The following is a 22732-nucleotide window of genomic DNA, read 5'->3' as shown; positions in this document are numbered from 1 at the left end:
TGGCCCAAAGGGGGAAATACAGGGAAGTATTTTATAAAACTGTGGCGAAAGGTATGGCAGGTTACACGTTTAGAAATTCCGGCTTCTGCGACTGCAGGTTTGAGGGCTTTACGGACAAGACTTTCGTGCAAATGATGACGACAAAGTACATTGGTTATGGGATGTCTGCATAATACGTGGCTAGGAAACAGGAACATCCAACAAGGTTGGCGAAACGCGTTTGGATACTTGCGGGAAAGTGCAGGCGCTAAGGACGGACCTACTGCAATGTCATTATCCTGAGTTTGAATATCAAGGGCTTTGTCTATTTGCTCAATTAGCCAAGGTTTACAGGATATTGGGAAGGTGCGAACAAGTCCTCGCGGCACTCTGGCTTATTGAGCAGAAGCGAGTTAGAGGTATTCAGATATAGGAAGGCTGGTTGCCTTTCAAAGCTAAATACCAAAGAAATCGTGATTATTCGAAAGCTCCGAAGGGCGAGGCTGACAGCCCTATCTGCTTTGTTGCAGCTCTCGATAAGGACCGGGCCATTAACTTCAATCTGCGCCGCGCATCTAGGGTCTGTCAGCACTCGCAGAGCACGCACGGGACTTATTTGCACCTTCCTTAAGTGTTTGCCGATCCTTATTTGCTTTGCCATCTCGAACAGTAATCGACAATCGTTCTAAATCTATGTCTTGTAGACGGATTCTTAAGCACTCAGAAATTCGCAGGCCAGAACCATACAGGAGTTGGACAATTTTATAAGCATCTCCGGTTAACTTACTGATGACTTGATGAAGGTCATTGCGGGTTAATACCGTGGGAAGTCGTCGTTGTTTGGTTGCCAATGAAAAGACCATATCTCCCAAATTCATCTGCAAATAAGTTTGGTAAAGGTAGGCAATGGCATTGAGCACAACTTTTTGCGTGTTGACTACAACGTGTCGTTCGACCGCTAGATAGGTGAGAAAGGCAATAATTTTAGCCTTTCCCATTTCAGTGGGGTGTCGTTTGTTATGGAATAAAAACGCGCATCCAATGAAGATACGCTTTTTCTGTACGAAGGCTATACCCCCGTAAACGCATGCTATCGCGAACATCTTGTAAAAATACATTGGCCATAATCCTCCTAACTCATAGAGGGTTACTGTTTTTTTAACAGCGCTATCGCAGGTGTATGGAAGCATTTATCCTGTTTCGGTTGTGACAGCTTTACGGTTAATACATGAGGCTGTGGTTAACCCTATGATTAAAATGGAAATGATGATTGACGTTATTCTGTAAAGTTATCGCGACACTGTCATTATAGATATTTGAATTTAGTCAAATTTAACACTTCTCGATTTGCCCAGATAAAACTGATAAACGAGACGTCTCGTTATTAAAATGTTACGAGTCTCATCGAATCAAAACTGTAAATAATCATCTGATACACGAATATTACTGAAAGAAAAACCAGAATGACCAACGAAGAGCCTGCTAACTCCAATCCTCTCGAAGAGGAGGCATGTTTTGATGAGGAGTTTTTTGAACCATTTCCCGGGATAGATGTGGTACCTCTAGACGAAAACCAATTGGATATCGATAGTGGCGAAGGTCTTGGAAATATTTTAATAGTTGAAGATGATCAATTTATTGCTAAAGAATACGGCTTCATGTTGACAGCCCATGGTTTTCGAGTCTCCTATGCATATGACGCAGATCAGGCGGTTAAAGCAATATACTTGTTTGGAAATAGCTTTGATTTCATAGTACTTGATATACGAATGTATTACGGCAATTACATGACAGCTTATGATACTGCGGAAGGTCGAAGAACTGGAGCAATTTTGTCCCAAGAGATGCGAGAGTATGCATCAGCATCGATAATTGTTGGCCTGTCAAACTCTCACGATGCTTTTGACAAAGCGTGGTTCGAAGCAAATTACAGACATCTTTTCTGTAATAAGAGTGAGTTCAGTCCAATCTTGTTTGCGAAATACCTGCACACGATTGCTGCCGAAGAAAATGACTCAATAAAGAAGAACGATGATGACTACAGAGCCATCGACGAATGGAAAGATCAACTACTAAACTCGCTAACACAAAATAACAACCTAATCATTCAATATGTAAAGGAGCAAACAATGGGAGACAAATACGAAGCAGGTCAAGTGGGAGCGCAAGGAAAACATGCTCATGCTCATGATATGGTGTTTAATCAAGTATGGTCGCAGAATAAGGACAGCTGGGATTTGAAGCAATTGTCTACGCAACTCTCTGAGTTAAGAGAGGCGCTTGCTAAAGAAGCAAGCAAACAGCAGGACTATATAGAAATTGGTAATGTAGCTAGTGCCGAGTTGGAAGTGTCGAACGGCAATGGCGCAAAGGCACTTGAATATTTGAAAAAAACGGGTTCATGGACGCTAAGCGTGGCGGAAAAAATCGGCGTTGGCGTTGCAACTGCTGCGATTAAAACTTCGCTTGGTATATGAGTTAATTACTCATAACAATGCTGTAAAGGAGGCAAATGTACGACTTTTTAATTGACTTCTTTAAGGAGTTGCTCCGCGCGTGGCGTGAAGGAACACCGTTAATTAGACGGTTTCTTGTTGCAGGAACTATCAGCGCCACAATTGGTATCTCGGCTGCAATTATCAACAATGTTACTAGGTACTACGGGTACATTTTTGAACCGATCGCAGTCATTTTTGGCGTCGCTGGTGCTATTTTCGGTTTCGGTGTTTTCATTTATCGAAAATCACTCGAAGATTCAGAGTGAGAGCAAAGAATTGAAGAGGTAGAACAGCGAGTCAAAGAGAACCCCAAAGAAACACAAGCCGCATGGGAGCTAGCAAGGGTAAAGCTAGAGTCGTACCTGAACAGAAATCTAAAGCAAGTAAGGTCAATATTTTGGTTAACCGTATTGGTTATGCTGGTTGGGTTTGCGTTAATTGGTTTTGGCGTTTACAGCACAATCGAATCACCAGACAAACTCGCCCCTGCAATCATATCTTCTGTATCCGGAGTTCTAGTGAACTTCATTGGTGTAACATTTCTCGTTCTTTATAAATCTACTATGGTTCAAGCAACAGATTACGTTTCCATACTGGAGAGGATCAACGCTGTCGGAATGAGTGTACAAATATTGGATACACTCAATGATGACGACGACAAGCTAAAACAAAACACAACAGCAGGATTATCGAAACAATTGCTAGCGTTGTATACGGAGTCGGGTAAAAGCATAACAAGTAGCTCCAGTGGACGTCGGCGCTGACGTCCACTGGAGCTTTGGCGTTATGTACTTAGTTGTAAAAAATGGAGTTTGCGTGCTAAGAAAAATACAGCGTATTAGTCTGGTCGCTTTTATATTCTTGCTATCAATGTTCGTATTCGCGACATATAGAATGGAAACATGCGGCTATGATTGTGGACTATTTACTGTTTCATCTGGCACTGCGACTGTTGTTTATTATTTGGCATCACTGTGGTTGGGGTTGCTTTCTCTAGTCGTGCTATTAGCATCTACTCTCTACTCTCTACTCTCTACTCTCTACTCTCTACTCTCTACTCTCTACTCTCTATTCAAATCTCGCTTCAAGGGATAAGGACAGTTGGAACAAGGTAGTTTTACAATCGTACATAACAAACAAATTAAGGCGTGTGCACTTCGCGCACACTGGGACACAAACACGCGGGCGGCTTCGCCATTTTCGCCCCTTATTTGACTACATGGATTCCCCGGTGTGTCAAACAACCGCTTTTAGAGATTGGTTTTGGACTGCCGCTCTATATACGGCCTTTAACTGACTCTCGCCATGGCCCTGATGACATTACGCGGTTGCAGCACCTCATTCGTTAGAAGGCATCTTTCGTGCCGCCGTATTAACAGGTTGTCTGCAAATGGCCTTAACCGTTTATCATCATTAGCGTGTGCATTGACCCGGTTGGTAACAGTATTGATTCGCTGAGACTAAATAGCTTAAGCAGCGAAGTCCTGGTATTCAGTTTGATGATGCAGCAATGCCCATATGATGCGGGCATTCTTCGCTGCCAAGGCAACAATGGTTCGATTCATTGCCTCGCCTGGCTAACAGTTCACGGCACCACTGGCTGAGCCTGTCTTGTTTGTCACCGAGATTGGCGACAACGGTTCTAGCGCCATGCACCAATAGTGTTCGAAAGTATTTGTCACCACGCTTGCTAATACGACCTAACCTTGGCTTTCCACCTGTTGAGTATTGTTTGGGAATAAGTCCCAGCCAGGCTGCGAAGTCTCTGCCGTTATCAAATTGCTCACCTTTGCCAATACTGGCTAAAACAGCTGTAGCCGTTTGAGGGCCGATACCCCGGACTTTCATAATTCGTTGTGCGTTAGGACTGACTTCAACAACCATGTCGAAGCATTGCTCAGTATCCTCAATGCGCTGATTAAGTACTTGTAGATGGTCATAACTGTCCGCCAGTGCTGCTCTGGCAATGGCGGGCAATGAGTTATGCCCATCTTCGAGGCAAAGTGGGATTTCTCGTTGAACAGCAGCGCGACCAGTGGGCATGATAATACCGAATCCCGCCAATAGTGCTCGGAGTCGGTTGATAAGCGCAGTACGCTCTCTGACCCAATGCTCACGCATTCTGTGTATGGCCAGTAAAGTCTGGCGCTCTGGTGATTTGATAGGGACGAAACGGGTCGAAGGTCTTTGCACCGCTTCACAGATAGCGACTGCGTCGTTTGAGTAATTTTTGCCTTTGGTGCGATAAGGTGCGACATACTTAGCCGCCATAATACGTGCATCATGACCCAGCTTGTTAAATTCGCGCGCCCAGTAATGTGCGCCACCACAAGCTTCAAGACCAATACGACTGACGGGAAGTTTAGCAATCGTACTCAGCAGCTTACAGCGTGAAACAGATTTATGGAGAATAATTTTTCCATTACTATCAATTGCATGAATACTAAAGTGGTGTTTGGCTAGATCAACGCCGCAATAACAAAGTGGATTGGACATGGTTCTCTCCTGAGTCTGAAGGACACATCAGTGTCGCAGATCTGGCAAGTAGGGGAATCAAATGTAGGTTACCTCGATTGATAAATTAACTTCCCCACTAAAAAAGGAGATTGTAGATGAAGAAAAACATAGCATTTCCAATAACCCTATGTTTGATTCTGTCTGGGTGTGGGCTAACGCCCTTGCAGAAACAGCAAGTTGCACAATTCGCTACGGCAACAGAGTCGGTTGCCACAACGACACAAGATCGTTTCAAAGCAGCGCGAGATAAAGTAATGGAGCTTGAGAGACGAAGATTGATCATGCGTAATGAAGAGCCTCCAAAATCGTTTGATATAGATGGTGGGCTAAGCGCGGAAGGCATAGCTTCTCAGATAGCAACATTAAAGGCGCTACAATCTTACGGTGATGTTCTAAATAAGCTGGCCTCAAATGATCAAGGAGAAGCGATCACAAAAGCGGCGACAGATTTTTTAACTCAATTTGAAGCAGCAAAACAAGTTCAAGATGCCATGTACAAGCTAGATGATAATAAGAAAACGGCGGTTCTGGGTGTAGTAGGGATTGTTGGTACTTGGTTCGTGGAAAGTGAGAAAAAGAAGAAAATAAGGCCAATAATCGAAGCATACTCAGAGGATATTGGAAAGCTTGCAGCGTTACTAAAAAACGATCTCACTTTGGTTGAGGATTCGCTTTGCATTGAAGAATCAAAGCGTAAAAGCAGAATTAGTGCTACCGGTGTTATGGATATCTATTGCACTAGTGCTGACGCTGTGGGTGAACTCGCATCTGATTTACTCAAAGAACCGAATCATTCCTATAATGAACGTGAATTCGCGTACGATTCTTACATCCTCGCCCAGACCGCGAAAGTTGAGATTTCCATTCTTTCAGCCCAAGGTGATAAATTGGTAGAAAAATTGACGAAAGCGAATGATCAACTCCTTGGCGTCATCAAAGAGGATAAATTTACAGCAGATGAAATTAAGGCTTTTGCTAAACAGGTTGAAGAACTTAACAATCACATAGCAGTCTTAGCTGGGAAATAGGAGTAAAAAATGGCCAATAAATCTCTTTCTTCAGAAATATCCGAGAATATTACTCAGCTAAAAAAGCTGAAAGAAAAAAGTCCCAGTCGAAAATTAACTAATCGATTGCAGGATATGTATGATGCACTTTATCAAGCGCAAGGTAAGGAATGGGAGGAGCAAGTAGAAAAATACAAAGAAGCCAAAAAAGCACTGGATAATGCCAAGAAGGAAGCTCAAAAAGCTTTAAATGATCTTTCAAAAACCGCAGATGCGATTGAGAAATCCGCTTCTGCTTTTAAGGCTGTGTTATCTGCTCTTGCATTCGCTTTGTAGCAATGCTCAGCTAACAAAACCATCTAACGAACGCGCCAAAGGCGCGCCGCTGATGGTTGGCGTTATGTGAACTGGTGAATCATTGATCTTAATTTTAAATATCGTAGCTATAGCATTTACCTTATGGTTGTTTAATCAGCCAGAGATCCACTTTGTTGTAAAAGGTTTAGTTGTTTTCCTTTGGATGAAATTTGCTACATATACCATGCTAAGCAAGTACACCTTCGATTTAAAACCCTGTCCAAAGTGTAATTATATTCCTGATAAAGTTGGTTATTGGATTGGTGGTTTTGTTAAGTTTCAAGGCAAGTGCCCGAAATGTGGATACGAAAAAGAAAGGAAAAATGATGGGAGTGAATGGTTTGAATAGTTCACATAACAAACTGTTTAATAGTGGAAAAAACACAGTTGGCTTTTGCTCCTTCGTCGCTTATTTTAGCCAACTATATTTTGCCTATTAACAGGGCTACATGGATTCCCCGGTGTGTCAAACAACCACTTTTAGAGATTGGTATTGGACTGCCACTCTACACGCGGCCTTTAACTTACTCTCGCCATAGCCTTGAAGACATTGCGCGGTTTCTCGTGGTCTAATGAACCCGGATACGGATTGCAATGGAGCGCTTTAACAAGCCGGCGCTGAAGACAACATTGGCTCCCGCTTTGCTGAACCGACAGGCATCAAAGCATGATCAATTCCGGAACGATCGCTGCTGTGCTTGGGTGAATGTCAGGTTTAGGGTAGAGTGGCACACCAGATTGATCATGACCTTTCTCTCACCAGAGCTTTCAACCTTTTATGAAGTTAATTCTGCTTACCCATGAACGTGAGTTTGACCGGATCACCAATACGGGGGCTCTGGTACAAAGACGTTTTCCCAACTTGTGTCAGCGTGTTTTGTGGCAACGAAAGGAGCCCAATCAAGCCATGCTGGAGTTAATAGAGTTTGGAAAGGTAGGACTGGTGTATCCCTCACCGGAGAGTACTGGTTTAAAGGTGACCAGTGACACTGCGCTAAGTCATGAGTTACCTGAGTACATGATTTTGTTGGATGCTACCTGGCAAGAGGCGGCTAAAATGTATCGCCAAAGTCCCTATCTACAGAATTTGCCCACGTATCATCTTGAGCAAGCGCCACAAACACTCTACGTCAGACGCCGTAATCAAAAGCAAGGTGGGCTTTGTACGCTGGAGTGTGCCGCGGTTTTGTATGAGCTGGCGGGAGATGCGGAAAATGCAACTCAACTTCTGGGAGATCTTAAGGCCCATAACCTTAAACAGTTTGATACTTGTGGGTGAATTTCCAACAATAAGTTGAAGTTGCTCTGATATACCTGATAGCCTCGCTAATCTGAGCTGCTCCATGATACAGAGGACAAAAGTGATTAGCAGGAAGCTGAACAAAACCGCGATGCTATGCAGTTTGTACTTATTCGGACTGACAGCGTGCAGCTCCAATCCGGACCACAAGTCCGTTCAGATACCCGCTCCAGCTGTTTCCAGCCAATTTCACACTGAGTCAGTCACTCCGCCCACCATTTCTCAATTGGTTAGCCTGTCCGAGCAGCAAAGGCAAGAGATCCACGCTTTTGTCAGTAGACCTGATATCGCAGTGTTAAGACCTTTTCGTCAGGTTGAAGCTTATGTGCTTCAGCATGTTGATGGCTTTGGCTATAAAGGGGTTAACCTGCCAGCGACGGAAGCACTCGCACAGCGACAGGGTAATTGTATGACTCTTGCTCTGATGACTTACGCAGTGGCCCAGGAATTAGATGTCCACAGTCGATTTCAGATGGTTTATACCGAGCCAGTGTTAACCGATGTCCGGAATGGTCTGGCGTTTATTTCCGATCACGTCAGAGTGTTTTTGTATGACGCTCCAGTTGGTACTGAGGGCGTGGGTGGTTTTATGACTGCCTACGACAGGGTTGCAGTCGATTACTTTCCAGATCCATTCAATCGAAATGGTGGCCTGATAGATAACCATGAGTTTTTGGCTAAGTTCTATCGAAATCTTGCTGCAGATGCTTTGGCGCTCGATGAGTACAACAAAGCCTTTTACCTTATCCAGGAAGGATTTTCACTGGATGCAGACTCTGACAGCTTGATCAATCTTATGGCTGTACTGCACAGGCGTGTCAATGAACCTGAGCTGGCGACTCAATGGTATGACTATGGCATTGAACTGGGAAAGGCCGACCTGACCTTGTTGGCCAACTATCAGCTATTGGCGAGTAATCTTCAGGACAGGAGTAAAGCCGATAAACTGGCTGATATGATTGCGTCTTTACCCGATAAAGAACCCTATGACCTTTACCTTATGGGCAGAGATGCTTTGCGAAAGCAAAAGTATCATCAGGCTTTGGATTACCTTACCCGGTTTTTGAATACATCTGCCTACTATTACCCGGCATGGGCTGAGTTGGCGCAGGCTCAACATGCAGTTGGTCAGACAGCACAGGCCAAGCGCTCTATGGCCGAGGCCATTCACAGAGCGAGTAATAAAGAGCAGGGCAGTTATCAGGCAAAATTACTCTGGCTTAAGCAAAAAGCGGATCTGAGCAAAGAGTGATTAATGAACAAAAAAAACGCGCCTCATGGGCGCGTTTTTTATTGCTCAATTGACTTCAATTAGAAGTTGGCAGAGCGTGGTGCACGAGGGAAGGCGATAACATCACGGATGTTGCTCACGCCAGTCACGTAAGATACCAGACGCTCGAAGCCCAGACCGAAACCTGAGTGAGGCACAGTACCGTAACGACGCAGGTCGCGGTACCACCAGTAGTCTTCTTTGGACAGGTCCATCTCTTCCAGACGGGCATCCAGTACGTCCAGACGCTCTTCACGCTGGGAGCCACCGATGATTTCACCAATGCCCGGTGCCAGAACGTCCATTGCCGCTACAGTCTTACCGTCTTCGTTGAGGCGCATGTAGAAGGCTTTGATATCTTTTGGATAGTTCTTCACAACCACAGGGGCTTTGAAGTGCTCTTCTGCCAGGTAGCGCTCGTGCTCAGACTGCAGATCGATACCCCACTCAACAGGGAACTCGAAGGTTTTGCCACAGGTCTTCAGGATTTCAACGGCATCGGTGTAGTCCACCTGAGCGAAATCGCTGCTGACGAAGTTTTCCAGACGCTCAATAACTGTCTTGTCTACGCGCTGGGCGAAGAACTCCAGGTCATCACGACGCTCTTCCAGAACGGCTCTGAATGCAAACTTCAGCATCTCTTCAGCCAGCTTGGCCACATCGTCCAGCTCAGCAAAAGCCACTTCAGGTTCAACCATCCAGAACTCAGCCAGGTGACGGCTGGTGTTGGAGTTTTCGGCACGGAAAGTCGGGCCAAAGGTATAAACCTTGGACAGGGCACAGGCATAGGTTTCAGCGTTCAGCTGACCGGATACAGTCAGGAAAGCTTCTTTGCCGAAGAAGTCCTTGTCATAGTCCACAGTACCTTTGTCGGTACGAGGCAGGTTTTCCATGTCCAGAGTAGATACACGGAACATTTCACCGGCGCCTTCACAGTCAGAGGCAGTGATCAGTGGGGTAGAAACCCAGATAAAGCCCTGCTCGTGGTAGAAACGGTGAATCGCCTGAGACAGACAGTTACGTACACGGGCCACGGCACCAATGATGTTGGTACGCGGACGCAGGTGAGCCAGCTCACGCAGGTGCTCAATAGAGTGACGCTTGGCCGCCATTGGGTAAGTGTCCGGATCGTCAACCCAACCGGTAACCTTAACGCCGGTTACCTGCAGTTCAAATGCCTGACCTGCGCCTGGGGACTCAACAACATCACCCGTCATCTCAACAGAGCAACCGGCAGTCAGCTTGAGCACTTCGTTCTGATAATTTTCCAGATTATTGGGTACAACACCTTGAATGGCATCAAAACAGGAACCGTCATAAACGGCCAGGAAGGAAATACCCGCCTTGGAATCACGGCGGGTACGTACCCAGCCGCGCACAGTGACTTGCGAACCAACCGCGAAATCACCTTTGAATACAGAAGCGACAGATGCAATGCTCATTGTTGCTCAGTTCTCCAACGAAATGTCTTAGCAAAAAAATTTGGAGGTTTATATTACCTCGCTGGCGGCTATTCTCAAGCTGAAATAGCCCTTGTTCAAGCCTAAATGGCGACATAATTGGTGAAAATACAAAATTTCGCAAAAATTACAGAAAAAATTGGGATTTACTCAAACTTTTCAACGCTTGCAGGGACAGGAGGGTGGCAGGATTCCACCAGGCTTCCGAACGGGAAGCTGTGAAGTTGCTCATTGATGAGGCTAAAGTGCGTCTCCCTAGACATTTTTGTTCCAAAGCGCCAGGGTCGAACAGGTATAAAACAGCACGAGTATCAGATTAAGCCAGCCACCCATGAGTACCACATAGGCTGTACCGCTCAATAATGGCTTGAGCAGATATTGAAGCAAAAAGCTTAAAAGCGGAAAGGCGAGGATAATCCATCTCGGATAAAGCGTTTTACGCAGCCATACCTGATAGATAAACAGTACTGAAAGCAGGGCGAAAATCGGATAGACCATGGCTCTCAGTAGATGATTAGCCTCATAGGCCAGTGAGACAGAATCCAGCAGTTCCAATTGATGTTGTTCGGCGAGATTGGCACTGATAGCGATTGCAGAGTAATTGGCGTGAACCACGCCATAGGCGATACCAATAAAGGCAAAGCAGAGAAAAATCAGGTTTTTCACGATTGGGTTAGCTGGAGCGAAGGCAAAACGCACTTGAAAGGCGGCCAAAAAATATCCCCATGCTGCCAACATCGCCGTGGCTGTGCTGAGTAATATTCTATCGGTAGACACCTTTGCCATATTTTCCAGCAGGCTGGCCTGCCCGGGAACATAGTAAAACAGCATATCACCGGTAAATAAAACAACTGCTGCAATAATGCCTGCAACTCCTGCCCATCTGGCTTGCGTATTTGTCATCCCGTTTTCCCGTCAGTGATTGCCGCCTACACAGTGCTGTGGTTGCTCATTTATGACCTTGTCATTACTTCTGACCGGAGTGAGCAGCACCGAGTTGATTGCAAAGTTGATCTATCATGGCTGCTGTTGCCCCCCAGATGAACTTGTCTCGCCAGGGAATAAAACAGATCTCCATGGATTTGCCCCGGCGTTTAAAGGTTTTAAGGTGTCGATTGACCGGATCCAGTAAAAAAGACCAGGGCACGCTGAAACAATCCGCCACTTCACCGGGATCCAAGGTCGGGGTAAATGGGCCTGTGACCAGTCCAACCACTGGGGTGATGGCAAAACCGGTAATGGTGTTATGCACCGGCAGCTGCCCAAGAATGTTGACCTGTGAAGAGGGCAGTGCAATCTCTTCGCAGGCTTCTCTGAGCGCTGTCGCTGTCATCGAGGCATCGGTCTCATCCTGTTTACCACCGGGAAAGCTGATTTGGCCCGGATGAGCATTAAGGTGACCGGCTCTTTGGGTGAGGATAAGTTCAAGTTCGCCATCGGCTTTGTCAGGCCGTTGCCATAAAGGGATCAGCACTGCTGCCTGACGTTCATTACCTCTTGCAGGAACCCCGGCAAGGCTGTCTGGCTGCTGAATCAAAAAGCGGGTTTTGAACTCCTCTGCGGTCACAGCTTACTCCCTTAATTTGTGCTAACCCTGTCCCGATTACCTTTGCGGATATACTCGCTGGATATCTGAGCCGGATTATTGAACTAACTGAATCCGTTAGCGGTTTCAGTTACTGGCTCTTTAGTATGGGCAGGATCCGGCTCACTTTGTCAAAGGTTTCCTGATACTCACAGTCTCCATTGGAGTCCGCTACGATACCGCCACCTGCCCAGCAATAGAGCTTTCCTTTCTCAGCCACGAGAGTACGTATGGTAATGCTGGTGTCCATTTTGCCATCCTGGCTGATATAACCCATGGACCCACAGTAAAGATTACGGCGGGACGGCTCCAGTTCCTCGATGATTTCCATGGCGCGAATCTTTGGCGCACCGGTAATGGAGCCGCCGGGAAAGGCCGCTCTTAACAGGTCGGTGGCTTCATTGCCCTGATTCAAAGTGGCGGTAACAGTACTGACCAGATGGTGCACCGCAGGGAAGCTCTCTACATCAAACAGTTTGGGAACGGACACGCTGCCGGGTGCCGCAACCTTGCCGATATCGTTACGCAGCAGGTCCACAATCATCAGATTTTCTGCTCTGTCTTTGGGAGAGTTGGCCAGCTGCTTTGCGGCAGCTTGATCCTCGGCCGGGTCTGCATATCTCGGCAAGGTTCCTTTGATGGGCTTGGTTTCTATCTTGCCACTCTCAAGCTTGATAAAGCGTTCAGGCGAAATAGACAGTACAGCTTGCTGCGGCAGTCGCATAAAAGCTGAGAAGGGGGCGCTGTTGGAATGTCTGAGTTTCAGGTAAGCCTGCCACTCATCACCGGTATAACTGCATTCGAACCTTTGAGTCAGATTGATTTGATAGCAATCCCCGCTGTGCAGGTACTCCTGAACCGCATCGAATTTGTCCAGATAGGCCTGTTTGCTTATCTGGCTGCGCCAGTCACCCTCAAGTGCAAAGGGTGCTTCTGCTGGTGCGCTTTGCGCAAGTAAGGTCTTAAGTTGTTTTTGCCGGGCTTCCAGTGCCTGTTGTCCTCTGGCATGGACCAGAAACCAGGCCTGTTTTTGGTAGTCACGGATAAGCGCCCAGTCGTAGAATCCCAGATTCAGATCAGGCAGGTCGATATCCCTGTGCGCAGTAGCAGGCAATTTTTCAATACTGCGCCCCAGATCATAGCCAAAAGCGCCCATGGCACCGCCGGAAAAAGGCAACTCACAGGCCCCTGACTCCCCGTACAGCTGCTTAAGTGTGTCATTAATCAGTTGGAATGGATCTTCATTATTGCTTTCAACAACTTGCCCTTTGACAAATTCCAGTTTATTAATGCCATTGCTGTGAGTCAGTGTGGCAACCGGATCGGCGCAGATAATGTCATACCGCGCGTCCATATGGGTCGCACCGGCACTGTCCAGCAACACGGACCAGGGCCTGGCAGCAAGCCGGGAAAACAGGGATTCGGTGTCGATTGTCCAATCAAGCTGGCAAAACGCCGGCGTTGCTGATGCAGCTGGATCCATTGATTAAGCCTATCGTATTTAGTGATCTGGTTCTAAAACGTGCGAAAGAGTATCATAACTGGTGCACTCAGGCTTCAGGGTTTACAGGATTTATCAACAGTCTGACAAGAATTTAGCCAGCAGCTTCCGCAGCTTGGTGCAATAATCAGACTGTTAATCAATCAACCTTGAGCAGGCAATATCTTTGTCGGCTTGAGTTGCGAAATGGATGAATAACGATAATGCCAACACGGCAAATGGAGCGCCCTACAATGTCTGATCCCGTAATCAAGCAGGCTGACTTTATCGAAAGCATTGCTGATGCCCTGCAGTATATCTCCTACTACCACCCCAAAGACTTTGTCGATGCCATGACTGAGGCCTATGAAAAGGAACAAAATCCTGCGGCCAAAGACGCCATCGCACAGATCCTGATTAATTCCCGTATGTCCGCTGAAGGCCGTCGTCCTCTGTGTCAGGATACCGGTATCGTGACCTGCTTTGTTAAGGTGGGTATGGCGGTTAAGTGGGACAAAACAGATATGACAGTGCAGCAGATGGTGGATGAAGGTGTACGCCGCGCTTACACCAATCCTGATAACCCGCTGCGAGCCTCTATTGTGGCCGATCCTGCCGGTGCCCGTAAGAACACCAAGGACAATGCGCCAGCTGTAGTGCATATCGATCTGGTGCCAGGTGCAGAAATTGAAGTGGCTATCGCAGCCAAAGGTGGCGGCTCTGAGAACAAGAGTAAGATGGTGATGCTGAACCCATCTGACGATATCGCCGCCTGGGTCGAAAAGACCCTGCCTACCATGGGCGCTGGCTGGTGTCCTCCTGGCATGCTGGGCATAGGCATTGGTGGCACCGCTGAAAAAGCCGCGGTACTTGCCAAAGAGTCATTGATGGACCCTGTCGACATTCATGAGCTGATGGAGAAGGGTGCTGAGACAGCAGAAGAGAAGCTGCGTCTGGATATTTTTGATCGTTGTAACAAGACAGGTATCGGTGCTCAGGGCCTTGGCGGTCTGACGACTGTGCTGGACATTAAAATCAAGTCGGCTCCAACACACGCTGCCTCCAAGCCAGTGGTGATGATCCCCAACTGTGCTGCAACCCGTCACGTACACTTTCACCTGGATGGCACTGGTCCTGCCGATCTGAGTCCGCCATCTCTGGATGATTGGCCGGAAGTGACCTGGGAGCTGGGTGACAATGTTAAGCGAGTGAACCTGGATACCGTCACTCAGAGCGATGTGGAAAGCTGGAAGAGTGGCGACACTCTGCTGCTGTCCGGCAAGATGCTGACTGGCCGTGATGCTGCCCATAAGCGTATTCAGAGCCTGATTGAAAGTGGTGAAGGTCTGCCTGATGGCGTCGACTTTACCGGTAAGTTTATCTACTACGTGGGCCCGGTTGACCCTGTAGGTGATGAGGTGGTTGGTCCCGCTGGCCCGACAACTGCAACCCGTATGGACAAGTTTACCGATCTCATGTTGGATAAGACCGGTCTGCTTGGCATGATTGGTAAAGCTGAACGTGGTCCTGCTACCGTTGAGTCCATCAAGCAACATAAAGCGTGTTATCTGATGGCCGTGGGTGGCGCCGCTTACCTGGTGTCCAAGGCGATTAAGAAAGCCCGTGTGGTGGCCTTTGAAGATCTGGGTATGGAAGCGATTTACGAATTTGATGTTAAGGATATGCCGGTGACAGTCGCGGTAGACAGTGACGGTATCAATGCCCACGAAACCGGGCCGGCAATCTGGAAGATCAACATTGAGAACGCCGCCAAATAAGCTCACAGGTTAACGCTAACTCAGTTCGGGGCGGCCGGTGTCGCCCCGCAAAGTTTTTGTTCGATTAAGTACCGGTTACAGGTACATCAACCAAAGTGAAAATAATAATGAAGAAGTCAGCCTTACTTTTGGCCATGGGATTGGCCGGTGTCACTGGTGCTGTAATGGCACAGGACAAAGCACCTTTTACCGTTCAGGATCTGGTAAAACTCAACAAACAGCACTCTGTGGCCGTATCAAACGATGGCCAGACTCTGGTTTATGGCCTGTCAGTTAAAGATAAAGAGGGTCATTCAGAGTCTGAGCTGTATAAGCTGGATCTGTCCAAATCTGATGCCAGGCCGGTACAGATTACCGGTGTACAGGGGACAGAGCACTCTGTGACTTTTGCTCCCGATGACTCAGCTATCTACTTTGTTTCTGCCCGAAATGGCTCAAGCCAGCTGTATCGCATGCCGATGCAGGGAGGAGAAGCGATTCAGGTATCGGATCTGCCAGTTGGTGTTGATGGCTACAAGCTGTCTGCCGATGGCAAACAGGTGGCTTTGCAGCTGAGAGTGTTCCCGGAGTGTGACACGCTGGAGTGCAGTGCCGATAAGTTTGAAGACCAAGCCGACAACCCAAACCGTGGCCGTGAATATGACCAGTTGATGGTTCGTCACTGGGATACCTGGCATGACCATGCCCGTAACCATATCTTCGTTGCGCCGATTGAAGGTAACAAGCTGGGCAGTCTGGTTGATGTGACCTCTGGTCTGGATACCGAAACCCCTCCCAAGCCATTCTCCGGCATGGAAGAGGTGACCTTTACTCCTGATGGCAAGCATCTGGTGTACACCGCCAAGGCACCATCAAAAGATCAGGCCTGGATCACCAATTATGATCTGTGGCAAGTCCCGGTAACCGGCGGCAAAGCCAGGAACCTGACTGAAGATAATAAGGCGTGGGATGCTCACGCGACTTTCTCTCCCGATGGCCGTTATATGGCTTATCTGGCTATGAAGCGCCCGGGTTTTGAGGCTGATCGTTTCGGCATTATGCTGCGCGATACTGTTACCGGACAGGAGAAAGAGGTTGCGCCACTATGGGACAGAAGCCCACACTCCCTGCAGTTTGGTGCAGATGGTCAAACCTTGTATGTGACTGCGCAGGATCTTGGTCAGGTCAGCATTTTTGAGGTAAACACCCAATTCGGTGATGTGAAGACCATCTATAACGATGGCAGTAACTCTGTGGTTGCCATTACAGATAACAAGATACTGTTCAGCCATAAATCTTTGATTGAGCCGGGTGATGTTTATTCGGTCGATAAAGATGGAAACAATCTCAAGCGTCTGACCAATACCAACAAAGAGAAGCTGGACAAGATCAAGTTTGGTGACTTTGAGCAGTTCAACTTTAAAGGTTGGAATAATGAAACCGTTTATGGCTACTGGTTGAAGCCTGCTGACTTTGAACCGGGCAAAAAGTATCCAGTGGCCTTTTTGGTACACGGTGGTCCTCAGGGATCATTCGGTAACAGCTTTAGCCACCGCTGGAATCCTCAGTTATGGGCTGGTGCCGGTTATGGCGTGGTAATGGTGGATTTCCATGGCTCAACAGGCTATGGCCAGGAGTTTACTGACTCCATCACCCAGGATTGGGGTGGTAAGCCTTTGGAAGACCTTCAAAAAGGTTTGGCGGCAGTAGGTGAGCAGCAGAAATGGCTGGATGTAGATAATGCCTGTGCATTGGGTGGGTCCTACGGTGGTTACATGATGAACTGGATCCAGGGTAACTGGAATGACGGTTTCAAGTGCCTTGTGAACCATGCCGGTCTGTTTGATATGCGCTCCATGTACTATGTCACTGAAGAGCTGTGGTTCCCTGAGTTTGAGTTCGGCGGCCAGTATAAAGACAACAAGGCGCTGTATGAGAAGTTCAACCCGGTGAACTATGTCGAGAACTGGCAAACCCCTATGCTGGTGATCCATGGTGAGAAAGACTTCCGCGTGCCTTATGGTCAGGGGCTCGCTGCCTTTACCTATATGCAGCGTAACAATATCCCCAGCAAGCTGTTGATGTACCCAACCGAGAACCACTGGATTTTGACCGGTGACAACCTGGAACAATGGTACGCCAATGTGCTGGGTTGGTTGGATACCTGGACTGAAAAACAGTAATATTCAGCTCATACGAAACCGGCGTTTAACGTCGGTTTTTTTCTGTCAGTTAAGTAGTCGACAAATGAAACAAATCAAAGCTAAGGGTTTTACCCTTATTGAGCTGGTGATCACTCTGATTATCCTGGCCATAGTTGGGGTCATTGCGCTTCCCAAGTTTATTTCTTTTACTGAAGAGTCCCATGTGGCCAAGCTTCAGGAGGTCAAGGCCAATATGCAGCAGTCTGTTGATTTCGCTCATCAGCGGTGGTTGCTCAATGGTCATCCGGGGGGAATGAATGATCTCGAAGGATTTGCTCATGATGCCGAGGGTAATCCTCAATTGGATATGAGCGCTCAGGGTTATCCTTTAGGGGTAAACAAAAACAATCCAATGGGAGCACCGTTGAATATCGGTCGGGGAGAGCAGGCGTGCGGTGAACTATGGAACGCATTGCTGGACACTGAACTGACGGTCAGTCATAAACTCGCGCACAAAGATCAGGTAGACTTTATTTCCAGGCGGGTCAGCACATCCCACAGTACTGGTCTTAATGCCTGCGTATACGCTTATACCCATTTGGGGTTTGAACAGGATCTTGAATCATCGGCGTTGATGCTGACATACAATATAGTTACCGGTAAGGTTGAGTTAACCAACAGACTTTAGCCTTAAGGTAATAATTCCGAAGCCATTTTCCAGGGAGGAAACATGCAACTGATTGGTGAACGAGTCAGTTTACGATTATTGCAGGAGCAGGATCTTGCTGCTTTTGCCCATTATCGCTCCCAGGCAGATATCGCTCGGTATCAAAGCTGGAGTGAATATACCCTTGAAGATGCCAAAGCCCTGTATCGTAATATGGGACTGAGAGCTTTTGGTGCGCCAGGGCATTGGTTTCAAATCGCCATTATCGACAACGAAAGTGGCCAGTTGACCGGAGATCTGGCGCTGCACTTTATCGATGGACGTCAGACTGAAATTGGCTTTACCCTGTCGTCAGACTGGCAGGGGCAGGGGATCGCCCGTGAGGCACTGCAATTGATGCTGGAGTACCTGTTCGATGGAATGAAGAAACACAGGGTGATCTCTATTACCGATACCCGCAATTCCGCAGCGGTTCATCTGTTGGAGCGACTGGCATTTCGCCGGGAAGCTCACTATGTTGACAACATTTTCTTTAAAGGCGAGTGGGGCAGCGAGTATCAATACGCCATGCTTGCCAGTGAGTGGTTTGATAAGCAGGGCTGAGTGTTGATCGCTTTCACCTTTATGCAATGACCAACTAATTGAAATAAATAGGGTCGTTCGTTAGTTTACTTCCTTTGCCAATAATGGACATTGCTATGCCCACAGAGGCCAATAAGCCAAATTTCACCAAAACCTTCAACCTGGTTTTACTGCCGCTCATTCCATTCCACCTTGCAGCAAGCGAATTGCCTGCTGACATCTTTGATTCTCTGTTGAGCGATAAGGACTTTGTTGGCGAGGTCCTTATTACACAGGGAGGTAAACCTGTCTATCAGTTTGAGTCGAAACCGAACTCATATCTGGCCGGTTATGAAAACGGCGGCTATCTCGCCGGTTCCATCAGCAAGCAATTTGTGGCGGCTGGCATATTACGTTTGGTGGATGAGGATAAAGTGTCTCTGGACAATCAGATCATAAAGCTCTTGCCAGATACCGGCACTCCCGGAGCCGTGCTTATTCGTCATTTACTAGACCATAGTTCAGGCCTGATTGCGCCGGATAAGCCCTTGGCCTTTGTGCCAGGGACAGGATTCAGATACAGCAACTATGGCTATGAGTTGCTGGGCAAAGTACTTGAGTCAGCTCATAAGCAGCCCTTGTCTGAAGTGCTGGACGGTATCAGTAAACAATGCGGCTTAAGTCAAACTGGCGGTGAATTGGCTTTGGTCCAGGGTCGGCTAGAGGACGCCGAAGGTCAATTCACGCTATTGCCCGCGACCGCTGAGCGTCCGGCATTAGCCAGTGGTGGTCTGATATCCCGCGCTCAGGATCTGGCTCGCTGGAACACTTGCCTGTATGGCTCTGACTTATTGACTGAGGAGTCCCTCAGTTACATGACCTCAGCGACGCAGTCTCGTAATCACAGATGGGGCGATCTGGGTTATGGTGCCGGTATTCAGATTTCCAGGGTTATACCACATGAATACAGTCACTCAGGTTATGTGCCGGGGTTTATCAGCACCCTGAGCTACTTCCCCGACAAGGATATCAGCATGGTTGTGCTTGAGAGTACTTCCTGGCATTGGCGTGATATTCCCAGAGCATTCAGGTTTCACGATGAGTTACGAAAGCAGCTGCTGGTGCAGATACAGGAGTAATGTTCTGGTGCGTTCAAATTAAGACTGATGAAAAGGGCCAGTTGGCCCTTTTCTTATCACGCTAACTATCAGTAAGGATTAGTCCCGGTAAGTTTCACCATAGAAACTGGCCAGCAGCAGGGCTTTCAGCTCGGCGATCAGTGGGTACCTTGGGTTGGCACCTGTACACTGGTCGTCGAATGCACCTTCCGCCAAATCATCCAGTTGCTCAAGGAACCTGGCTTCATCAACTCCTGCCGCTTGGATAGATGCTGGAATGTTGAGTCTGGTCTTGATGCCCTCTATCGCTTCAATCAGGGCTTCTACTTTCTCATCATCGTTACTGCCCGGCAGACGCAGGTAATCGGCAATGTCGGCGTAACGACATTTGGCCTTGGGTCTGTCGTATTGGCTGAAGGCCGCCTGTTTGGTTGGACTGTCAGTGGCATTGAAGCGGATCACATTGCTGATCAGCAGGGCATTGGCCAGGCCATGAGGCAAGTGGAATTCTGCGCCCAGTTTGTGAGCCATCGAGTGACACACCCCGAGGAAGGCGTTGGCAAACGCTATGCCTGCGACGGTTGCGCCATTGTGGACCTTTTCTCTTGCCTCTGGTGCTTTGGCTCCCAGTTCGTAAGCCTGTGGCAGATGATTAAACAGCAGCTTCAGCGCTTGTAGGGCCTGACCGTCACTGTATTCATTAGCCATCACACTGACATAGGCTTCCAATGCGTGCGTGATAGCGTCAATACCTCCGAATGCGGTGAGCGACGGCGGTAGGTCCATGACCAGATTGGGGTCGATAATGGCCATGGAAGGGGTCAGCTCGTAATCGGCAATCGGATACTTCTGGCCCGTGGTTTGATCTGTCACCACAGCGAAAGGTGTGACTTCAGAGCCTGTGCCTGATGTCGTCGGTATCGCTACCAGACTTGCTTTGACACCCAGCTTGGGGAAGGTATAGATACGCTTGCGAATATCCATAAACCTCAGGGACATATCCGCAAAGTCGACATCCTTGTGTTCATACATGAGCCAGATAATTTTGGCTGCATCCATTGGGCTGCCACCGCCCAGGGCGATAATGACATCAGGCTGAAATCTGTCCGCCATCTCAACCCCTTCCATTACTACGTCCAGGGTAGGGTCCGCTTTAACACCGTAGAAAACATCCGTATCTATACCAAGAGATTTGAGAATGGCCAGAGTCTCGTTGCAGTAACCGGCATTGTAGAGATAGGTGTCGGTGATGATCAGCGCACGCTGCTTACCTTTCAGCTCTTCAAGGGCGACGGGCAAGCTGCCACGACGGAAGTAAATCGACCTGGGAAGCTTGTGCCACAGCATATTCTCGGCCCTCTTGGCGACGGTTTTCTTATTGATAAGGTGGCTGGGACCAACGTTTTCAGAGATCGAGTTGCCACCCCAGGAACCACAGCCCAATGTCAATGATGGTGCTAACTTGAAGTTATAAAGATCGCCAATTCCCCCCTGAGACGCGGGAGTATTAATCAGAATGCGGGCGGTTTTCATCCGCTGACCGAAGAGTCTGATGCGCTCATTCTGGGAGTCCTGATCTGTATATAGGCCTGAAGTGTGGCCTATGCCGCCAAGGGCTACCAGGGCTTCGGCAATATCCAGTGCTTGTTCGAAGTCGCCAGCCCGATACATGCCCAGCAGGGGTGACAGCTTCTCAAGTGCAAAGGCTTCATCATTAGCTATGGCGCTGACTTCACCTATCAACACCTTGGTGATATCCGGCACGGTAATGCCGGCCATTTCAGCAATTTTTACCGCAGACTGGCCGACAATATCAGCGTTGAGATGGCCGTTTTTCAGGATAACGCTGCGAACCGCGTCAGTTTGCTCGGGTGATAACAGGTAGCCGCCATGCTTGGCGAATCGCTCTTTTACTGCATCATAAATATCATCGACGACGACTACTGCCTGTTCTGACGCACACACTACACCATTATCAAATGTCTTGGACATCAGGATAGAAGCCACTGCACGTTTAATGTCGGCGGTTTCGTCAATGATGATGGGCGTGTTACCTGCACCGACACCAATAGCAGGCTTTCCTGATGAGTAGGCTGACTTGACCATACCCGGGCCACCAGTGGCCAGGATCAGGTTTATTTTGTCATGGGTCATCAGGTGGTTCGACAGCTCAACGGAGGGCTCATCGATCCAACCAATAATATGCTCAGGTGCGCCGGCGCCAACGGCAGCATCATGAACCAGTTTGGCTGCGTAGGCTGTGGCGTTTTTGGCTCTGGGGTGGGGAGAGAAGACGATACCGTTACGGGTTTTCAGGCTGATAAGGGCTTTGAAGATTGCTGTTGATGTGGGGTTGGTAGTCGGCACTATACCGCAAATAATACCCACCGGCTCTGCAATGGTGAGCGTGCCGAAGGTGGAGTCCTCATCTATGATGCCGCAGGTGAGCTCATCCTTGTATTTGTTGTAGATATACTCAGAGGCAAAGTGGTTTTTGATCACCTTGTCCTCTACCAGGCCCATGCCGGTTTCCTGAGCCGCCATCTTAGCCAGCTCAATTCTGGCGCCAGCAGCGGCAAAGGCTGCGGCCCGAAAGATAGTGTCGGTTTGCTCCTGTGTAAAAGTGGCAAACTCGGCCTGAGCTTTGGCGACCTTATCCATTAACAGGTCAAGCTCCCGGGGCGAAGTGATTCTCATAACACTCTCCTGAAAAAAAGATTCAGCAAATGCCGGATTTGCTCAATCCTCTTTCCTTGTCTTTGACACTACACAGGCGGGCTACAGCTTTCTGTGAGCCAAAGCACGTAAGTCGGGTAAAGCTTATATAGGGAGCCTGAACGGGGAATATTGCAGCATTGCCTTAAAAGAATGATTCAGGTGAGAAGTAGGTTTTAATTGATAAATGACGTGTTACCTTCGGTAAAAGTGGATAAATACCGAGCTATTCATTGAAATTGTGACCAGCTTAAAAGAATCACGCTACTGAAATAGGCGGGATATAGGTTAGAGTAGCGTCCGATTTCTCGCTCGGC

The 22732-nt window shown here is 48.0% G+C and carries 19 protein-coding genes and 1 pseudogene; 13 read left to right on the top strand and 7 right to left on the bottom strand.

Annotated elements, in window-relative coordinates; genetic code table 11:
* Window positions 1-554: 554 nt before the first annotated feature.
* Complete coding sequence (locus ACFOE0_RS23235; protein ID WP_248936272.1) at window positions 555-1169, bottom strand: phage integrase N-terminal SAM-like domain-containing protein; 615 nt, start codon at window positions 1167-1169, stop codon at window positions 555-557.
* Between the two features lie 273 nt (window positions 1170-1442).
* Between ACFOE0_RS23235 and ACFOE0_RS16535 the strand changes: the two genes are divergently transcribed.
* The 3 genes from ACFOE0_RS16535 to ACFOE0_RS16525 are packed head-to-tail and all read left to right on the top strand — an operon-like array spanning window position 1443 to window position 3241.
* Entirely contained in the window at window positions 1443-2456 is a 1014-nt protein-coding gene (locus tag ACFOE0_RS16535; RefSeq protein ID WP_248936271.1) for a hypothetical protein, read from the top strand.
* Between the two features lie 35 nt (window positions 2457-2491).
* Complete coding sequence (locus ACFOE0_RS16530) at window positions 2492-2743, top strand: hypothetical protein (protein WP_248936270.1); 252 nt, start codon at window positions 2492-2494, stop codon at window positions 2741-2743.
* A gap of 9 nt (window positions 2744-2752) precedes the next feature.
* The gene (locus ACFOE0_RS16525) at window positions 2753-3241 is read left to right on the top strand and encodes a TRADD-N-associated membrane domain-containing protein (protein WP_380712419.1); all 489 of its coding nucleotides are present in this window, start codon (window positions 2753-2755) and stop codon (window positions 3239-3241) included.
* Window positions 3242-3946: 705 nt separating this feature from the next.
* Here the strand turns inward: ACFOE0_RS16525 and ACFOE0_RS16520 are convergent.
* Window positions 3947-4973 (bottom strand): annotated as a pseudogene (locus tag ACFOE0_RS16520) (IS110 family transposase).
* A gap of 116 nt (window positions 4974-5089) precedes the next feature.
* Here ACFOE0_RS16520 and ACFOE0_RS16515 point away from each other — a divergent pair.
* The 5 genes from ACFOE0_RS16515 to ACFOE0_RS16495 all read left to right on the top strand — a co-directional run bounded on the left by ACFOE0_RS16515 (window position 5090) and on the right by ACFOE0_RS16495 (window position 8910).
* Window positions 5090-6022 (top strand): hypothetical protein, encoded by a 933-nt coding sequence (locus ACFOE0_RS16515; RefSeq protein WP_248936269.1) that lies wholly within the window; start codon window positions 5090-5092, stop codon window positions 6020-6022.
* A 9-nt stretch (window positions 6023-6031) separates the two neighbouring features.
* A complete protein-coding gene (locus tag ACFOE0_RS16510) occupies window positions 6032-6337 on the top strand; it encodes a hypothetical protein (protein WP_248936268.1) in 306 nt (101 codons plus the stop codon).
* 82 nt (window positions 6338-6419) lie between these two features.
* A complete protein-coding gene (locus tag ACFOE0_RS16505; protein ID WP_248936267.1) occupies window positions 6420-6707 on the top strand; it encodes a hypothetical protein in 288 nt (95 codons plus the stop codon).
* A gap of 429 nt (window positions 6708-7136) precedes the next feature.
* The gene (locus ACFOE0_RS16500) at window positions 7137-7637 is read left to right on the top strand and encodes a DTW domain-containing protein (RefSeq protein ID WP_248936266.1); all 501 of its coding nucleotides are present in this window, start codon (window positions 7137-7139) and stop codon (window positions 7635-7637) included.
* A gap of 313 nt (window positions 7638-7950) precedes the next feature.
* Window positions 7951-8910 (top strand): tetratricopeptide repeat protein, encoded by a 960-nt coding sequence (locus ACFOE0_RS16495; protein WP_248936265.1) that lies wholly within the window; start codon window positions 7951-7953, stop codon window positions 8908-8910.
* A gap of 59 nt (window positions 8911-8969) precedes the next feature.
* Here ACFOE0_RS16495 and asnS read toward each other — a convergent pair whose 3' ends face one another.
* The 4 genes from asnS to pabB all read right to left on the bottom strand — a co-directional run bounded on the left by asnS (window position 8970) and on the right by pabB (window position 13456).
* A complete protein-coding gene (asnS, locus tag ACFOE0_RS16490) occupies window positions 8970-10370 on the bottom strand; it encodes an asparagine--tRNA ligase (RefSeq protein ID WP_115136889.1) in 1401 nt (466 codons plus the stop codon).
* 273 nt (window positions 10371-10643) lie between these two features.
* Window positions 10644-11291: a DUF6796 family protein gene (locus tag ACFOE0_RS16485; protein WP_248936264.1), complete on the bottom strand. Its 648-nt coding sequence runs from the start codon at window positions 11289-11291 to the stop codon at window positions 10644-10646.
* A 64-nt stretch (window positions 11292-11355) separates the two neighbouring features.
* Complete coding sequence (locus ACFOE0_RS16480; RefSeq protein WP_346347859.1) at window positions 11356-11955, bottom strand: CoA pyrophosphatase; 600 nt, start codon at window positions 11953-11955, stop codon at window positions 11356-11358.
* 109 nt (window positions 11956-12064) lie between these two features.
* Complete coding sequence (pabB, locus tag ACFOE0_RS16475) at window positions 12065-13456, bottom strand: aminodeoxychorismate synthase component I (protein ID WP_248936263.1); 1392 nt, start codon at window positions 13454-13456, stop codon at window positions 12065-12067.
* 236 nt (window positions 13457-13692) lie between these two features.
* On the opposite strand from pabB, the gene ACFOE0_RS16470 reads away from it, so the two are divergent.
* The 5 genes from ACFOE0_RS16470 (at window position 13693) to ACFOE0_RS16450 (ending at window position 19721) form a co-directional block, all read left to right on the top strand.
* Window positions 13693-15231, top strand: a complete 1539-nt coding sequence (locus ACFOE0_RS16470) for a fumarate hydratase (RefSeq protein ID WP_380712417.1) — start codon at window positions 13693-13695, stop codon at window positions 15229-15231.
* A 107-nt stretch (window positions 15232-15338) separates the two neighbouring features.
* Window positions 15339-17393: a dipeptidyl-peptidase 5 gene (locus ACFOE0_RS16465; protein ID WP_248936261.1), complete on the top strand. Its 2055-nt coding sequence runs from the start codon at window positions 15339-15341 to the stop codon at window positions 17391-17393.
* Between the two features lie 64 nt (window positions 17394-17457).
* Window positions 17458-18042: a type IV pilin protein gene (locus tag ACFOE0_RS16460; protein WP_248936260.1), complete on the top strand. Its 585-nt coding sequence runs from the start codon at window positions 17458-17460 to the stop codon at window positions 18040-18042.
* A 42-nt stretch (window positions 18043-18084) separates the two neighbouring features.
* Window positions 18085-18624, top strand: a complete 540-nt coding sequence (locus ACFOE0_RS16455) for a GNAT family N-acetyltransferase (protein ID WP_248936259.1) — start codon at window positions 18085-18087, stop codon at window positions 18622-18624.
* A 95-nt stretch (window positions 18625-18719) separates the two neighbouring features.
* Window positions 18720-19721 (top strand): serine hydrolase domain-containing protein, encoded by a 1002-nt coding sequence (locus ACFOE0_RS16450; protein ID WP_248936258.1) that lies wholly within the window; start codon window positions 18720-18722, stop codon window positions 19719-19721.
* A 78-nt stretch (window positions 19722-19799) separates the two neighbouring features.
* Here the strand turns inward: ACFOE0_RS16450 and adhE are convergent, their stop codons facing one another.
* On the bottom strand, window positions 19800-22397 hold the full coding sequence (adhE, locus tag ACFOE0_RS16445; RefSeq protein WP_248936257.1) for a bifunctional acetaldehyde-CoA/alcohol dehydrogenase: 2598 nt from the start codon (window positions 22395-22397) through the stop codon (window positions 19800-19802).
* Window positions 22398-22732: the final 335 nt, after the last annotated feature.

The organism is Shewanella submarina (genome assembly GCF_042646185.1).
Classification (GTDB): Bacteria; Pseudomonadota; Gammaproteobacteria; order Enterobacterales; family Shewanellaceae; genus Shewanella; species Shewanella corallii.
Note: the sequence above shows the minus strand (reverse complement) of the source record. Positions and strands in the feature narration are given on the sequence as shown.

What these genes read in the sequence shown, in the direction of transcription:
- ACFOE0_RS23235 (WP_248936272.1), bottom strand. Translation starts at nt 1,169, where the DNA reads ATGCTTCCATACACCTGCGATAGCGCTGTTAAAAAAACAGTAACCCTC.
- ACFOE0_RS16535 (WP_248936271.1), top strand. Translation starts at nt 1,443, where the DNA reads ATGACCAACGAAGAGCCTGCTAACTCCAATCCTCTCGAAGAGGAGGCA.
- ACFOE0_RS16530 (WP_248936270.1), top strand. Translation starts at nt 2,492, where the DNA reads ATGTACGACTTTTTAATTGACTTCTTTAAGGAGTTGCTCCGCGCGTGG.
- ACFOE0_RS16515 (WP_248936269.1), top strand. Translation starts at nt 5,090, where the DNA reads ATGAAGAAAAACATAGCATTTCCAATAACCCTATGTTTGATTCTGTCT.
- ACFOE0_RS16510 (WP_248936268.1), top strand. Translation starts at nt 6,032, where the DNA reads ATGGCCAATAAATCTCTTTCTTCAGAAATATCCGAGAATATTACTCAG.
- ACFOE0_RS16500 (WP_248936266.1), top strand. Translation starts at nt 7,137, where the DNA reads ATGAAGTTAATTCTGCTTACCCATGAACGTGAGTTTGACCGGATCACC.
- asnS (WP_115136889.1), bottom strand. Translation starts at nt 10,370, where the DNA reads ATGAGCATTGCATCTGTCGCTTCTGTATTCAAAGGTGATTTCGCGGTT.
- ACFOE0_RS16485 (WP_248936264.1), bottom strand. Translation starts at nt 11,291, where the DNA reads ATGACAAATACGCAAGCCAGATGGGCAGGAGTTGCAGGCATTATTGCA.
- pabB (WP_248936263.1), bottom strand. Translation starts at nt 13,456, where the DNA reads ATGGATCCAGCTGCATCAGCAACGCCGGCGTTTTGCCAGCTTGATTGG.
- ACFOE0_RS16470 (WP_380712417.1), top strand. Translation starts at nt 13,693, where the DNA reads ATGGAGCGCCCTACAATGTCTGATCCCGTAATCAAGCAGGCTGACTTT.
- ACFOE0_RS16465 (WP_248936261.1), top strand. Translation starts at nt 15,339, where the DNA reads ATGAAGAAGTCAGCCTTACTTTTGGCCATGGGATTGGCCGGTGTCACT.
- ACFOE0_RS16460 (WP_248936260.1), top strand. Translation starts at nt 17,458, where the DNA reads ATGAAACAAATCAAAGCTAAGGGTTTTACCCTTATTGAGCTGGTGATC.
- ACFOE0_RS16455 (WP_248936259.1), top strand. Translation starts at nt 18,085, where the DNA reads ATGCAACTGATTGGTGAACGAGTCAGTTTACGATTATTGCAGGAGCAG.
- ACFOE0_RS16450 (WP_248936258.1), top strand. Translation starts at nt 18,720, where the DNA reads ATGCCCACAGAGGCCAATAAGCCAAATTTCACCAAAACCTTCAACCTG.
- adhE (WP_248936257.1), bottom strand. Translation starts at nt 22,397, where the DNA reads ATGAGAATCACTTCGCCCCGGGAGCTTGACCTGTTAATGGATAAGGTC.